The sequence below is a fragment of the Azorhizobium sp. AG788 genome (genome assembly GCF_943371865.1).
GTDB lineage: Bacteria > Pseudomonadota > Alphaproteobacteria > Rhizobiales > Xanthobacteraceae > Azorhizobium.
The window spans coordinates 1-13,588 of sequence record NZ_CALRWL010000081.1; the positions used below are offsets into that span (position 1 = coordinate 1).

Consider the following 13,588-nt stretch of genomic DNA (forward strand, 5'->3'; position numbering starts at 1 on the left):
CAAGCACGGCATCGCCGGCCTGACCAAGGTGGTGGCGCTGGAAACCGCCACCTTCGGCATCACCTGCAACGCCATCTGTCCCGGCTATGTGTGGACCCCGCTGGTGGAAAAGCAGATCCCCGACACCGCCAAGGCCCGCGGCATGACCGAGGAGCAGGTGAAGAAGGACGTGCTGCTGGCCGCCCAGCCCACCAAGGAATTTGTCACGGTGGAAGAAGTGGCGGCGCTGGCGGTGTTCCTGGCGGGCGACAATGCCCGCTCCATCACCGGCTCCATGCAGCAGATCGACGGCGGCTGGGTGGCCGAGTGAGCCATCCGACCCGGCCATGAGCCGGCGCGGCCGCCCCAAGAGCATCAGCCTCGCCCTCCAGGGCGGAGGCGCCCATGGCGCCTTCACCTGGGGGGTGGTGGATCGCCTCCTGGAGGAGGAGGGGCTGGTGATCTCCGGCATCTCCGGCACCAGTGCCGGGGCCATGAATGCGGTGGTGCTGGCCTCGGGCCTGGCCAAGGGCGGCGTGGACGAAGCCCGCGCCGCCTTGAGCCATTTCTGGCGCGACGTCTCCCGCGACGGCCATATGTCGCCGCTGCAGCGCACCGCCTTCGACCGGCTGCTGGGCACTTGGTCCCTGGCCAAGAACCCGGCCTATCTGGCGATGGATGTGGCCTCGCGGTTTCTGTCGCCTTATGACTTCAACCCGCTCAACATCAATCCGCTGCGCGACATCCTGATCGCCCATGTGGATTTCGAGGCCATCCGCGCCTCGGATGTGAAGGTGTTCGTCTCCGCCACCAATGTCCGCACCGGGCGCGCCCGCATCTTCGGCCATGAGGAGATGTCGGCGGAAGCGGTGATGGCCTCCGCCTGCCTGCCGCAACTGTTCCAGGCGGTGGAGATCGACGGCGTGCCCTATTGGGACGGCGGCTATATGGGCAATCCGCCGCTGTTCCCGCTCTATGAGCAGACCGAGGCGGACGACATCGTCCTGGTGCAGATCAACCCGATCCTGCGCGAGGAGACGCCCCGCACCGCGGCGGAAATCCAGAACCGCATCAATGAGATCACCTTCAACGCCTCGCTGCTGGCGCAGCTGCGGGCCATCGACCATGCCTCCCAGCTCATCGAGCAGGGGCTGCTGACCCGCTGGACGCTCGGCGGCTCCAGCTTCCGCCGGGTGCGGCTGCATCGGGTGGGCGGGGCAGAACAGCTGGCGGATCTCGATTTGTCATCCAAGCTGAACCCGGAATGGGCCTTCCTGCAGCATCTGCGCGATGTGGGCCGCGCCGCCGCCGACGACTTCCTCACCGCGCATTATGACGACATCGGCCGCCGCAGCACCCTGGACCTGCGGCTGGAACTGGCGGACGACTGATCGTCTGAGGGTCCGCCGCACCCGCACGGGGCGCGGCGATGTCAGGCGCGCAGCGGGGGAGGCTCAGTCCTGCCCGCGGGAATCCTTGATGGCCTGGGCCGTGGCGACGAACTTGGTCACCCGGCCCGCCTCGCCCACGCGGCCGATGGCATCCACCCGGGTTTTTTCCTTCGCATGCATGCCCTCATTGGCGCGGAAGCCGGCGTCGGGATGGTGCGGCCCGCCGGCCGCCCGCTTCAGCTCCAGGGCCCGCCGGGCGCTGGAAACCAAAGCGTCGCGGGCCTCCTTGTCGGCGCGGCGCACCGCTTCCTTGCGAGCGCGGGTGAGCGCGTCGGTGAGAATGGAGGCCTTCTCGCGATTGCCCGCATCCGCCAGAACGAAGGTGGTCTCGGTGCGGCCCTTGCCGCGAATGGCCCGGCGCTGATTGTTGGCGATGGTCTGGGCCCGGTCGCGCCGGTCGCGCAGATGCTGGATCAGCGCATGCAGATCGCCATGGCTGAGATCCGCCAGCATGGGGTGACGCGCCTTCTCCACAAACTCCATCTCGGTGTCGGCGAGCAGGCGGCGTTCATTTTTGCGGGTATGGGCCACGGTCGATCTCCCTTGGCGTTCGGCCCCTGAGCGGGGCGCTGCTTATGCAACCACCATACCTCCAGAAGCGGAGCCGGGGTCATCCGGCATTTGCATAACGCGGTTGTGACAGCTGGGGTTGCAGCCTTGCCGCACAGGGTTTTCCCGGGCGATGGTCCGCAGCCCCCATGGCGCGGCAAACCATGCTATCTGCGGGTCATCCGGCCCGCCGCACCTGCGGGGCGACCCACTTTCCTCCGGCCCGCGAACCTGCCCCATGACGCCGTCCCCAGCCCCCAGTCCCGCCCCCGAGGCGCCCTCCCCGCTCGCCGCGCGGCTGCTGCATCGCGATGCCATGGTGCTGGTGCTGGACAAGCCGTCCGGCCTGCCGGTGCATCCCGGCCCCAAGGGCGGGGAAACCTTGCACGACCATCTGCCCGGCCTGCGCTTCGGCCTGCCGCGGATGCCGGAACTGGCCCATCGGCTGGACAAGGACACCTCGGGCTGCCTGGTGCTGGGGCGCCATGCCAAATCCCTGGCCTTGCTGAACAAGCTGTTCGCCGAGGGCAAGGTGGACAAGACCTATGTGGCCGTCATCAAGGGCGCGCCCCTGGAAGAGAGCGGCCGCATCGACCAGCCGCTGGCCAAGCGCTCGCCCCATCGCGGCTGGTGGATGCAGGCGGTGCCCAAGGGCAGCCCCGGCGCCCTGGAGGCGATCACCGATTGGCGGGTGATCGGCCGCGCCGAGGGGCTTTCCGTGCTGGCCCTGTCGCCACTCACCGGGCGCACCCACCAGTTGCGCGCCCATTTGTCCAATCTCGGGTTCCCGATCCTGGGCGATGCCATCTATGGCGGCGCCTCGCGCCTGCCCGGCGGGCCGGTGCTGCACCTGCACGCCCGCCGCGTGGTGCTGCCGGTGGCCAAGAATGCCGCCCCGCTGGATGTGCAGGCGCCGTTCCCGGAGCATATGCTGGAGACGTTCGCGGCGCTGGGGCTCGATCCGGTGGCGCTGGCCGCAGCGGCGGACGGCGCGTTTTCCTGAGTGCCGCCCGCCTCAGCGGGTCACCAGCCAGATGCCGGCGGCGATGGGCAGCACGCCGAGAAAATCCAGCGGCGGGATATACTCGCCCAGCAGCAGCCAGCCGAAGAACAGCCCCAGGGGCGGCATGATGAAATGCAGCGCCGTCGCCTCGGTGGCGCTGGAGCGTCCGAGAATGAAATACCACAGGCTATAGCCGCCGATGGACACCGGCCCCACCAGATAGGCAAAGCTCATCAGCAGGTCGGGCGTGAGGCGCACGGCGGCCAGATTCTCGGTGGCCAGGGCCACCGGCAGCAAGGCGATGCCCGCCGCCAGGCTCTGGATGCCGCTCGCCTGCCAGAGGCCGGCGGCGGTCTTCAGCCGCTTGAACACCAAGGTCCCGGCGGTGAGCGCCACCAGACCTGCGAGCACGAACAGCGTGCCGCGCAAATCCTCATGGGCGTCGGCGAGGCGCGAGCGCAGCACGATGGCGACCCCCACCATGCCCAGCAGCACCCCACCCAGCTTGCGGACGGTGAGGCGTTCGCCCAGCACCGGCCCGGCGAGCAGAGCGGTCAGCAGCGGATTGGCGGAGATGATGACCGCCGTCAGCCCCGACGAGACGGTGACCGTGCCGGTATAGCTCAGCCCGAGATAAGCGGCATTGTTGAGCACCCCGGCCACAATCAGCGCGCCCCAGTCCCGGCGGGAGAGCGGGCGCAGGGCGCCGAACAGGGCGCAGGCGATCAGAATGAGCGCCCCGGCGCACAGAAAGCGCACGCCCAGCAGCAACAGCGGCGGGCAATACAGCAGACCGATCTTGGCCGCCGCGAAGGCCGAGCTCCACAGCACGCAGAACAAGGCGATGAGCAGCGGCGTCGCCTTCACCGGCGCGGCGGTGCCTTTGCCCATGGGGGCGGCGGGGACGGCGGATGACAATTTGGCGGCGGGCATGGGCATCTCCTCCGCGCAGAAAGACACGCCGCGCATGGATTGAGAAATTCGATGTTTTGATGCGTAATAGTGGAAATCTAAATGCTTGTTTCCGCTGCGCGCCGGAGGCCCCATGCTCGATCTGGATCTGCTGCACGCCTTCGTCTGCGTCGTGGACGCCGGCGGCTTCACCCGCGCCGGCGAGCGCGTCCATCGCACCCAATCCACCGTCAGCCAGCAGATCCGCCGCCTGGAGATGGCCACCGGCCGGCCGCTGTTCGCCCGCACCGGCCGCACGGTGCGCCTGACCGACGACGGCGAGCGGCTGCTGGGCTATGCCCGGCGCATCCTCGCTTTGTCCGCCGAGGCCAAGGCGGCGCTCTCCACCACCGCGCCGATCATCCCCGTGCGCCTGGGCATGCCCGACGACATTCCGGTGGCAAGCCTGACCAAGGCGGTGGCCGCCTTTGCCGCCGCCCACCGGGACCTGCGCCTCTCGGTGCGGTGCGGCCTGAGCCTCGACCTGGAGGCGGACCTGCACCGTGGGGAATTGGACGTGGTGCTGCTGAAGCGCGAGCCCGGCCGCCCCGGTGCCCGCGCCGCATGGGCGGAACATCTGGTCTGGATCGGACCGGCGGACGCTGCCCTGCTGCTGGCGGACCGCTCCGAGCCGGTGCCCCTGGTGGCCTTTCCGCTGGGTTGCCTCTATCGCAACCGCGCCATCGATGCCCTGGAGCGCGCCGGCCGGTCGTGGCGCATCGCCTATGAGTGCCCCAACCTCAGCGGCATTCAGGCGGCGGTGGAATACGGGCTGGGGGTCGGCCTGCTGGAGCGTCGCGCGCTCCTGCCCACCCACCAGCTGCTGGGCGAGGCCAATGGCCTGCCGGATGTGAAGGCGTCGGAACTGTGCCTGTGCGTCCGCGACGGTGCCGGGCCGGCAGCGGACGCCCTGGCCGATGTGGTGGCGGCCTTCTGCGCCACCCCCGCGGCCCTGCTGTCATCCGCCCCGGTGCCCCGCGCCGCGTAAGCGGTTCGCTCAGGCCCGGACGGCCAGCAGCTTGCGGCCGATGGCGGCGGTGCCGGCCAATCCCGGCGTGGGATGCACCACCACATGGGTGGGGATGCCCGCCAGGCGATGGTGATAGGGCGGATGGTCCTCGAACGCCTCGCGGAAGGGCGAATCGGCGAACAGCGGCGCCAGCGCCGCGGCCACGCCGCCGGGGATATAGACCCCGCCTCGGGCATCGAACAGCAAGGTGAAGTCGCCCAGAATGCGCCCCAGGATGCGCAGGAACACGTTGCAGGTCTCGCGCTCCGCCCGCTGGCCCTGCAAGGCCGAGCGGATGATGATCTGCGAGGTGAGCGTCTCCCCGCTCAGGATCTGGTGCAGCCGCGCCAGGCCCGAGCCGGACAGCACCCGCTCCACGCTCACCGGGCCGACATCGCGCACCAGATGGGCGAGAACACGGGCCTCGTCCGCGGTCACGGCGCCGAAGCGCACATGGCCGCCTTCGCTGGGCAGCACCTCGAATTCCTCGCCCTGCGGCACCAGCAAAGCGGTGCCAAGCCCCGTTCCCGGCCCGCACACCAGGATCGGCGCCGCCGGCGCCGCCTTGCCGACACCGACCTGGATCAAATCGGCACGGGTCAGGGTCGGCACGCCATGGGCCAGAGCGGCGAAGTCATTCATCACCGTTAATTCCTGGAGCCCGAGGGTGCGGGCCAGGTCCTGGCGGGTGAAAGACCAGCCGCGGTTGGTCATCTGGACCGTTTCGCCGTCCACCGGCCCGGCCACGGCGAACACCCCCAGCTGCGGGCGAATCCCACCCGTGGCCTCGAAATAAGCGTTGAACAGGTCTTCCAGCGTCTCATAGCCGTCATTGGCTTCCACCCGCAGGTCGAAGGGGCGGCCATCGGCACCCGCGCGCGCAATGCGTGTGGACGTACCGCCAATATCTGCCAGCAGGACCGTCAATGCCATGAGGGGGCTCCGGATATTCAGGGTGGGCAACGTACAGGCTGGAGCTTTGATGTCCAGGCACGGACGGTAACGCTCCAACGCGCGCAAAGGTGGCATCCGCCGTCGTGGTCCCCTAAGGTGATGCGACGGAGGGGCTGGCGCTTGCCAGCCGGCGGCGTACATAAGAAGGGGAGCAGCGAGGCACGCGCCATATGGCGGCGGTGCGCGGGCTCCGTGGCAGGGACAACACTGGCATGCCCCGCTCACCGGCGGGCGTACCGGCAGCATGGCGAAGCGCAGTGCTCGATATTTATACGATCATCTTCCTGGCCTTGGCGGTCTTCATCTTCGTGCGGCTGCGCAGCGTGCTCGGCCAGCGCAGCGGGCGCGAGCGGCCGCCCTATGATCCGTTCTCCCGCGACACCACGCGGCCGCCGCCGGCGCCCACCGACAATGTGGTGAACCTCCCGGAGCGGACCACCGATCTGGCGCCGAACCCGGTGCCCGGCCCCGCGTCCGCGCCGCTGCCCGGCGCCTTCCGCTGGGAGGGGGTCACCCAGCCCGGTTCGCCCTTGGCCGGTGCGCTGGACCAGATTGTGGCGGCGGAACCGGATTTCGATGCCAAGCACTTCATCACCGGCGCCAAGTCCGCCTATGAGATGATCGTGCTGGCCTTCGCCTCCGGCGACCGCAAGTCGCTGAAGGATCTGCTCTCCAAGGAGGTCTATGACGGCTTCGTCACCGCCATCGGCGAGCGCGAGGCCAAGGGCGAGACCATGGAATCGCGCTTCGTGGCCATCGAGCGGGCGGAACTGGTGGAAGCCAGCGTGCGGGGTCGCACCGCGCAGCTCACCCTGCGCTTTGTGTCGCAGCTGATCTCCGTGACCCGTGGCCGCGAGGGCGAGGTCATCGACGGCAGCCCGGACACGGTGGCCGATGTCACCGATGTGTGGACCTTCGCCCGCGATCTCGGCGCCCGCGACCCCAATTGGAAGCTGGTTGCCACCGAAGCCGCCCAATAAGGCCTGGACCCATGTGGTTGCCGCGCGCAGCACACGCCAGCGAGCGGCTCCGACGGCCGGTGGCGCGGGCAGCGCTCACTTATGTGCTGCTCCTGCTCGCCGGTACGGTGATCGGGCATGGTGTCACGCCCGCCTCCGCCGGTGTGGCCTTGAGTCAATCGGCCCAGTTTGCGCCGGCTGTTGCCGGCCAAAGAGACACCGCGTCGACGAGGTCCGACCGCCCCCTGGCGGGTGCGCTGCCGGCACGGCAGGCGACGGCGATGCTGACGCCCGTGCCGGCGATGGCCGGCGCCACGCTCCAGCCGGTCGCCTATGCCAGGATCCCCGGCTGGGCGCGGGATGATGCCGCCGCCGCCTTCGCCACCTTCCTGCAGTCCTGCGCCGCTTTGTCCAAGACCCCGGCGGAGGTCGGCCCGGTCTCCAACCCACGGCTCGTGCCGGGGCTGAACCGCGCCTGTGCCGCGGCTCGCGCCCTCGGCACGGCGACACCGGCGCCAGGCATCGCCCGGCTGTTCTTCGAGGCCAATTTCCGGCCGTTCGCCTTGCAGCCCACCGCCCGGCCAGCGGGCTTCCTCACCGGCTATTACGAGCCGGAGGTGGACGGCTCGCCGGTGCGGACGGACCGCTTCAATGTGCCGGTCTATGGCCGACCCCTGGACCTCGTGCCCGCCCGCCCGCAGGCGGACGGCAACAAGGGCGCGGTCTCGCGCTACGACGGCGAGCGCCTCGTGCCCTATTGGGATCGCGCCGCCATTGAGGATGGCGCCTTGGCCGGGCGGGGCCTGGAAATCTGCTGGCTGCAGGATCCCATCGACCTGTTCTTCATGCAGATCCAGGGCTCGGCGCGGGTGCGGCTGCCGGACGGGCAGGTGCTGCGGCTCAATTATGACGGCCACAATGGCCAACCCTATGTGCCGGTGGGCCGCCTGCTGATCGAGCGCGGCCAGGTGCCCCGCGACCAGATGTCCATGGACCGCATCCGCAGCTTCATGGAGACCGACCCGGCGGCGGGACGGGCCCTGCGGCGGGAGAATCCCTCGTTCGTGTTCTTCCGCGCCGTGCCGCTGGCATCGGGCGCAGGGGCGCTCGGCGCCCAGGGCGTGGGCCTCACCCCCGGCCGATCCATCGCCGTGGATCGTGAATTGCACACCTATGGCACCCCCTTCTTCATCGATGCCCGCCTGCCGCTGCGCAGCACGGTCTCCGACACCCCGTTCCAGCATCTGATGATCGCCCAGGATACCGGCTCGGCCATCGTCGGCCCGGCGCGGGCGGACATCTTCTTCGGCGCCGGAGCGGAGGCCGGACGCATTGCCGGGCGGATACGCGATCCGGGCGCCTTCTTCATCCTGGTGCCGCGCCTGTCCGGCGGAGCTTCGGCACCATGACCCGCAGGGGCCGCCGACGCCTTCTCAATCCCGACGAGCGCGCCCTTTGGGATCATGTGGCCCGCTCGGTGCAGCCGCTGCGCCCGGTGCGCGCGGCCCCGGACGCGATCGCGCCGCCGCCCGCAGCGCCGGTTCCGCCCCCGGAGCCGGCGCTCCCGGATCCGCCGGCCGCGCCACGGGCACGTCGCGCCCCGCCCGGAGCGCCGATCCGGCCGATGGCGCCCCCACCCCCGCCGCCGCTCGCCGCTTTGGAACCCAAGGTGCGGCGGCGACTGAACCGCGGCGCCGAGGTGGATGCGCGCCTCGATCTGCACGGACTGACCCAGGCCGCCGCCCATCGCCGCCTGCGCCTGTTCATCATGGAGGCCCAGGCCATGGGCCACACCCTGGTGCTGGTGATCACCGGCAAGGGCGCGCGGGAGGATGACGACCTGTCCAACTGGCGCGGCGGGTTGGAGGGCGGTCGCGGCGTCCTGCGCCGCATCGTGCCGGAATGGCTGACCGATTCCGCTTTGCGCCCGTTCGTGGTCGGCTTTGAGCCCGCCACCCGCACCCATGGTGGGGACGGCGCGCTTTATGTGCGCATCCGGCGCCGGCGGGCGCTGCCGTGACCCCGTTCGGACGGCGCCTGCGGGAATTGCGTGCCGCGCGCGGGGCCACCTTGTCGGACATGGCCGCCGCCATCGGCGTCAGCCCGACCTATCTGTCGGCCCTGGAGAACGGCAAGCGCGGCAAGCCCACCTGGGCGCTGGTGCAGCGGGCGATCGCCTATTTCAACGTGATCTGGGACGAGGCGGAGGACTTGCAACGCCTGGCGGAGGTCTCCCATCCGCGCGTCACCGTGGATACGGCGGGGCTCTCGCCGGAAGCCACGGAACTGGCCAACCTGCTGGCGCTGGAAATCGCCCACCTGCCGCCGGAAGCGGTGGCGGAGCTGCTGGGGCGGCTGAAAATCCTGCGCAAACGGGCCTGAACCGCCCGGCTGTCAAAAACCGCGCCCCCGTGGCGCGCAGGGGCCGACCCATGCTATCTTTCGGTAGCAACCAACCGTCGGCCGGTTAAATCATACAACTCACATAAGGTGTCCCGTGCTGGCCATGCTGCCCCTTCGCGCGATTGGCCTTGCCTGCCTCATGATCGGCTCCGTGATAGGCGGCGCCGCGGCAGCGCCGCTGGATGCCGTTGCGGTCCTGGAACCGTGGCTACTACCGCGCTACGACGCCCTGGTGGGCACCACGGCGCAACAGGAACGGGACTGGCGCGCCTTCTGCGCCGCGCCGCAAGCCGAGCAGGTGGATCGTCTCCGGGCGGATTTCCGCGCGGTCGCGGACAGTTGGACCCAGGTCTCATTCATCAGCTTCGGTCCGGCGGGGACGGGCCTGCGCTACGACCGTTTCAATTTTTATCCCGACCGCCGCCAGGCGGTGGCCCGGGCCATGGCGGACGTGCTCGACGGGCGGGAGGATGACAGGCTATCGCCCGGCCGCTTCACCCGCCAGAGCGTTGCGGTGCAGGGTCTTCCGGCCATGGAGCGGCTGCTGTTCGAGGCCGATGCATCGACCGCCCTGACCTCGGGCGTCGGCGCGGAACGCCGCTGCGCCCTGGGCCTCGCCATCGCGCTCAACCTTGCCACCATCGCCGGCGACACGCGCGCCGGCTGGGGGGACGACACCCGTGGCCTACTGGCCGATCTCAGGCGGCGCGATGGCCCCCCGGTGGAATTGGCGACGGGCGAGCGGCTGCTCTCGGCAATGCTGACCGATCTGGCATCCGCCTATCAGGCGGTGGCGGACCTCAATCTCCTGGCGGTGCTGGGCCGATCCATGGACGAGGTGCGCCCGCTGGCCGGCGAGGGGCGCCTCTCCGGCCGGGAAGCCGACATCGTTCGGTTGCAGCTGGGCAGCGCCAACGCGCTGGCCCGTCAGTTGGCGGAGCCGCTGCCCGATCCGGCGAAGGCCATCGTGCTCCAGGCATTGGCCGGGGCGCAACAGGCCGCGGATGATCTGCCGACCGACCTGGGCGCGGCGGCGGCGGACCCGCGCCGGCGGCCGCAGCTGGAAGCGGCGGTGGCCGCCTTCAAAATCGCCCAACGCGCCCTGGTGGATCCCTTGGCCATACGCCTCGGCGTGCCCCTGGGCTTCAATGCCCTGGACGGGGATTGAAGGGCCGCTCCCCTCTTCCGTAGCGGAAACCGCCATGGAACCTCTGGCGTCGGGTCGGGTTGGTCCGCAAGCCCCCGGCCGCGCCGTGTGACGGGGCAAGCGGGAGAGCACCCATGGAGCACAAAGACGAAACCGCCTCGCTCATTTCCATCGGCAAGGTCAGCGGCACCGATGTCTATGACACCGACGGCAACCATCTCGGCAAGGTGGAGGATGTGATGATCGAGAAGACGACGGGCAAGATCGCCTGCGCCATCGTCACGTTCGGTGGCCTCCTGGGCATCGGCGGCACCTTTCATCAGGTGCCCTGGCATGGCCTGGTCTACGACGCCCGGCAAGGTGGCTATGTGCTGGGAATCCCGCTCACCCAGTCCAATGGCGAGAGCGCGTTTTCCCCCTATGTGGCCGTCGCCTGAGGGGGAACGCATAGGCTTCCGTGGCGTTATCCCTCTATAAACGAGGAGATACGCCATGGATGTCAAAGACGAAACCACCAACCTTATTTCCGGCGACAAGGTCTCCGGAACCGCGGTCTACAATACGGCGTCGGAAAAGCTTGGCTCGATCCACGACGTGATGATCGACAAGCGCACCGGCAAGGTCGCCTATGCCGTCATGTCCTTCGGCGGCTTTCTCGGCATGGGTGAGAGCTATCACCCTCTGCCGTGGTCGACCTTGAATTACAATGTCGATCAGGGCGGCTATGTCGTCAACCTCAACCGCGAGCAGTTGGAAGGTGCGCCCCATTACGGCGCCGAAGACAGCCCCCGCTGGGACCGCGACTATGAAACCCGCGTCCACGATTATTACCGCGCGCCCTATTACTGGGGCATGTGACGGAAAGCCGGTGCCCCTTGGCATTTGGGGCGCCGGAATCCAAACCGCCCTGCCCTGCACCCGCAGGCCAGGGCTGAGCCGGGGTACGGGCGGCGCACATGCGTGCCGGCCGTATCCTGCCGTTCGGGCGCCGGCCGTTGCGCGCCAAACATGCTTGTGACCGCCTGCAGCCCCGCCCGCGCTGGCCTCCGGACGCATGCGTGTTAAGCTGCCCTCTTGGTTGGCTTATGGTCCAGGCGGAGGGTGCGTGACGGCGACACCGCAAGCGAAGACGCCGCGTCCCGCGGACACCGACGCCACGGTCCTCCTGGACCGCGCGGTTTTGCGGGCCCAGCGCGTGGTCCTCTGGGAGCGTATCTGGCCCGCCCTGGTGACAGTCGGCGTCGCCATTTCACTATTTCTGATCGCATCCTGGGCCGGGCTGTGGCTGGTGCTGCCGCCCATCGGCCGGATCATCGGCGTACTGCTGTTTGCGGCCCTTACGGTAGCTTCGCTTTGGCCCGTCCTGCGTCTGCGCCGGCCCACCCGCGCCGAGGCGCTGGGCCGGCTGGATCAGGCCAGCGGCCTGATCCACCGCCCGGCCACGGCCATTGGCGACACCCTGGCCACCAAGCCGGATGATCCCATCGGGGCGGCGCTGTGGCGCGCCCATCTCGCCCGCACCATCGCCGCCGCCCGCGCCCTGCGCGCCGGAATTCCCACGCCGGGCCTCGCCGCCCGCGATCCGCGGGCCGTCCGCGCCCTGGCGCTGGTGGCCCTGGTGGCCGCCTTCTTCCTGGCCCCGGGGAGTCACTGGAGCCGGGTGCGCACCGCGTTCGACTGGCGCGGGGCGGTGACGCCCCAGGCCTATCGGCTCGACGCCTGGATCGATCCGCCCGCTTATACCGGCCGTCCGCCCCTGGTGCTTCCGGGCCTGCGGTCCGACGACCCGACCACCACCCAGGCCGCCGCCGTGTCGGTGCCCGTGGGCAGCGTCCTGGTGGTGCGTGCGGCAGGGATCGCCACCGATGCGCTCAAGATCGAGGGCGGGCTTGAGGAACTGAAGCCCGCCGCCGATGCGCCCCCGGCCCAGCCGGATCCCCGCCAGGGTGCATCTGAGCGCCGCTTCACGGTGGCGAAGGCCGGCAGTGTCCAGTTTACCGGCCCCGATCAGCACTCCGTGAGCTGGCGCATCGCCGCCATCGCCGACGGCAAGCCGAGCATCGCCTTCGCCAAGGATCCGCAGACCGGCCCGCGCAATGCGCTGGTGCTAAGCTATCGGGTGGAGGACGACTATGGGGTGAAGGAGGCGCAGGCGATCTTCGCCCCCACGCCGCCGGAGCGCGGCCTGTTCCCGCGGCCCGGCTCGCCCGCGCCGGTGCTGGCCACGCCGCTGGTGCCGCCCCCGGACTTCGCCCTTGCCCTGCCCCAGACCGGCGCCAAGGGCGGCGCGGGCCAGACCACCAAGGATCTGGTGACCCACCCCTGGGCCGGGGCGCGGGTGCAGGTGACGCTGAAAGCCCGCGACGAGGCGGGCAATGAAGGGGTGAGCGAAACCAAGACCTTCCGCCTTCCCGCCCGGGCGTTTTCCAAACCCGTGGCCCGCGCGCTGATCGAGGAGCGGCGCCGGCTGGCCCTCGACCCCAGCACCCGCACGCGGGTGGAAGCCATGCTGGCCGGCCTGACACTGGCGCCGGACCAGTTCGCCATCCCCTCCGCCGAATATCTCGGCCTGCGCACCGCTTACTACCGCCTGCGCAATGCCCGCTCCGACGACGATCTGCGCGGCGTGGTGGACTATCTGTGGGACGTGGCGGTGCTGATCGAGGACGGCACGCTGAGCGCCGCCGAGCGCGAATTGCGGGCGGCGCAGGAAGCGCTGCGCGAGGCGCTGCAGCGCGGTGCCAGCGACGAGGAAATCAAGCGCCTGGCCAAGGATCTGCGCCAGGCCATGGACAAGATGATGCGCCAGCTGGCGGAGGAGGCCCGCCGCGACGGCGGCACCGACGCCCGGCCGCTGGACCAGAACACCCGCGTGGTCCGCCCGCAGGATCTCCAGCGCATGGTGGACCGCATCGAGAACCTGGCCCGCAGCGGCTCGCGGGATGCCGCCAAGCAATTGCTGGACGAGCTTCAGGCCATGATGGACGGCATGAAGCCCGGCAATCGCCAGGCCGGCCGCCAGCAGGGCCAGCAGCAGCAGAGCGAACTGGGGGCGATGATCCAGGAGCAGCAGCGCCTGCGCGACCGCACCTATCGCGAGGGGCGCCCCGGCCAGCAGGGGCAGCAAGGCCAACGGGGCCAGCGCGGTCAGCAGGGGCAACAAGGACAGCAAGGACAAGGCCA

The 13,588-nt window shown here is 69.8% G+C and carries 15 protein-coding genes; 12 read left to right on the forward strand and 3 right to left on the reverse strand.

Features of this window, described 5'->3' with window-relative positions:
• Window positions 1-310, forward strand: a 310-nt coding sequence (locus tag AAG816_RS26530) for an SDR family oxidoreductase (protein ID WP_341992725.1), incomplete at its 5' end; no start/stop codon positions are given.
• Window positions 311-326: 16 nt separating this feature from the next.
• Complete coding sequence (locus AAG816_RS26535) at window positions 327-1,370, forward strand: patatin-like phospholipase family protein (RefSeq protein ID WP_341992726.1); 1,044 nt, start codon at window positions 327-329, stop codon at window positions 1,368-1,370.
• A gap of 63 nt (window positions 1,371-1,433) precedes the next feature.
• Here the strand turns inward: AAG816_RS26535 and AAG816_RS26540 are convergent, their stop codons facing one another.
• Entirely contained in the window at window positions 1,434-1,961 is a 528-nt protein-coding gene (locus tag AAG816_RS26540) for a hypothetical protein (protein ID WP_341992727.1), read from the reverse strand.
• 256 nt (window positions 1,962-2,217) lie between these two features.
• Between AAG816_RS26540 and AAG816_RS26545 the strand changes: the two genes are divergently transcribed.
• A complete protein-coding gene (locus AAG816_RS26545; protein WP_341992728.1) occupies window positions 2,218-2,982 on the forward strand; it encodes an RNA pseudouridine synthase in 765 nt (254 codons plus the stop codon).
• A 12-nt stretch (window positions 2,983-2,994) separates the two neighbouring features.
• On the opposite strand, the gene AAG816_RS26550 is transcribed toward AAG816_RS26545, so the two are convergent.
• Window positions 2,995-3,915, reverse strand: a complete 921-nt coding sequence (locus AAG816_RS26550) for a DMT family transporter (RefSeq protein ID WP_341992729.1) — start codon at window positions 3,913-3,915, stop codon at window positions 2,995-2,997.
• A 112-nt stretch (window positions 3,916-4,027) separates the two neighbouring features.
• Between AAG816_RS26550 and AAG816_RS26555 the strand changes: the two genes are divergently transcribed.
• On the forward strand, window positions 4,028-4,921 hold the full coding sequence (locus AAG816_RS26555) for a LysR substrate-binding domain-containing protein (protein ID WP_341992730.1): 894 nt from the start codon (window positions 4,028-4,030) through the stop codon (window positions 4,919-4,921).
• A gap of 9 nt (window positions 4,922-4,930) precedes the next feature.
• On the opposite strand, the gene glk is transcribed toward AAG816_RS26555, so the two are convergent.
• Complete coding sequence (glk, locus tag AAG816_RS26560; protein WP_341992731.1) at window positions 4,931-5,875, reverse strand: glucokinase; 945 nt, start codon at window positions 5,873-5,875, stop codon at window positions 4,931-4,933.
• A gap of 278 nt (window positions 5,876-6,153) precedes the next feature.
• Here glk and AAG816_RS26565 point away from each other — a divergent pair, with 278 nt between their 5' ends.
• The 8 genes from AAG816_RS26565 to AAG816_RS26600 form a co-directional block, all read left to right on the forward strand.
• Complete coding sequence (locus AAG816_RS26565) at window positions 6,154-6,876, forward strand: Tim44/TimA family putative adaptor protein (RefSeq protein WP_341992732.1); 723 nt, start codon at window positions 6,154-6,156, stop codon at window positions 6,874-6,876.
• A 260-nt stretch (window positions 6,877-7,136) separates the two neighbouring features.
• Window positions 7,137-8,264, forward strand: a complete 1,128-nt coding sequence (locus tag AAG816_RS26570) for an MltA domain-containing protein (RefSeq protein WP_341992733.1) — start codon at window positions 7,137-7,139, stop codon at window positions 8,262-8,264.
• Window positions 8,261-8,875 carry a Smr/MutS family protein gene (locus AAG816_RS26575; RefSeq protein ID WP_341992734.1) on the forward strand — a complete coding sequence of 205 codons (615 nt, stop codon included), beginning with the start codon at window positions 8,261-8,263 and terminating at the stop codon, window positions 8,873-8,875. The genes AAG816_RS26570 and AAG816_RS26575 overlap by 4 nt, the downstream gene beginning before the upstream one ends.
• A complete protein-coding gene (locus AAG816_RS26580) occupies window positions 8,872-9,237 on the forward strand; it encodes a helix-turn-helix domain-containing protein (protein WP_341992735.1) in 366 nt (121 codons plus the stop codon). The genes AAG816_RS26575 and AAG816_RS26580 overlap by 4 nt, the downstream gene beginning before the upstream one ends.
• Window positions 9,238-9,361: 124 nt before the next feature.
• The gene (locus tag AAG816_RS26585; protein WP_341992736.1) at window positions 9,362-10,426 is read left to right on the forward strand and encodes an imelysin family protein; all 1,065 of its coding nucleotides are present in this window, start codon (window positions 9,362-9,364) and stop codon (window positions 10,424-10,426) included.
• 113 nt (window positions 10,427-10,539) lie between these two features.
• Window positions 10,540-10,842, forward strand: coding sequence for a PRC-barrel domain-containing protein (locus AAG816_RS26590; protein ID WP_341992737.1), 303 nt, complete (start codon window positions 10,540-10,542; stop codon window positions 10,840-10,842).
• Between the two features lie 55 nt (window positions 10,843-10,897).
• A complete protein-coding gene (locus AAG816_RS26595) occupies window positions 10,898-11,263 on the forward strand; it encodes a PRC-barrel domain-containing protein (RefSeq protein WP_341992738.1) in 366 nt (121 codons plus the stop codon).
• A gap of 247 nt (window positions 11,264-11,510) precedes the next feature.
• The coding region (locus AAG816_RS26600; protein WP_341992739.1) for a TIGR02302 family protein at window positions 11,511-13,588 on the forward strand (2,078 nt) is incomplete at its 3' end.

Coding starts and splice junctions, on each gene's coding strand:
- AAG816_RS26535 (WP_341992726.1), top strand. CDS start 327: ATGAGCCGGCGCGGCCGCCCCAAGAGCATCAGCCTCGCCCTCCAGGGC.
- AAG816_RS26545 (WP_341992728.1), top strand. CDS start 2,218: ATGACGCCGTCCCCAGCCCCCAGTCCCGCCCCCGAGGCGCCCTCCCCG.
- AAG816_RS26550 (WP_341992729.1), bottom strand. CDS start 3,915: ATGCCCGCCGCCAAATTGTCATCCGCCGTCCCCGCCGCCCCCATGGGC.
- AAG816_RS26555 (WP_341992730.1), top strand. CDS start 4,028: ATGCTCGATCTGGATCTGCTGCACGCCTTCGTCTGCGTCGTGGACGCC.
- glk (WP_341992731.1), bottom strand. CDS start 5,875: ATGGCATTGACGGTCCTGCTGGCAGATATTGGCGGTACGTCCACACGC.
- AAG816_RS26570 (WP_341992733.1), top strand. CDS start 7,137: ATGCTGACGCCCGTGCCGGCGATGGCCGGCGCCACGCTCCAGCCGGTC.
- AAG816_RS26575 (WP_341992734.1), top strand. CDS start 8,261: ATGACCCGCAGGGGCCGCCGACGCCTTCTCAATCCCGACGAGCGCGCC.
- AAG816_RS26585 (WP_341992736.1), top strand. CDS start 9,362: ATGCTGCCCCTTCGCGCGATTGGCCTTGCCTGCCTCATGATCGGCTCC.
- AAG816_RS26590 (WP_341992737.1), top strand. CDS start 10,540: ATGGAGCACAAAGACGAAACCGCCTCGCTCATTTCCATCGGCAAGGTC.
- AAG816_RS26595 (WP_341992738.1), top strand. CDS start 10,898: ATGGATGTCAAAGACGAAACCACCAACCTTATTTCCGGCGACAAGGTC.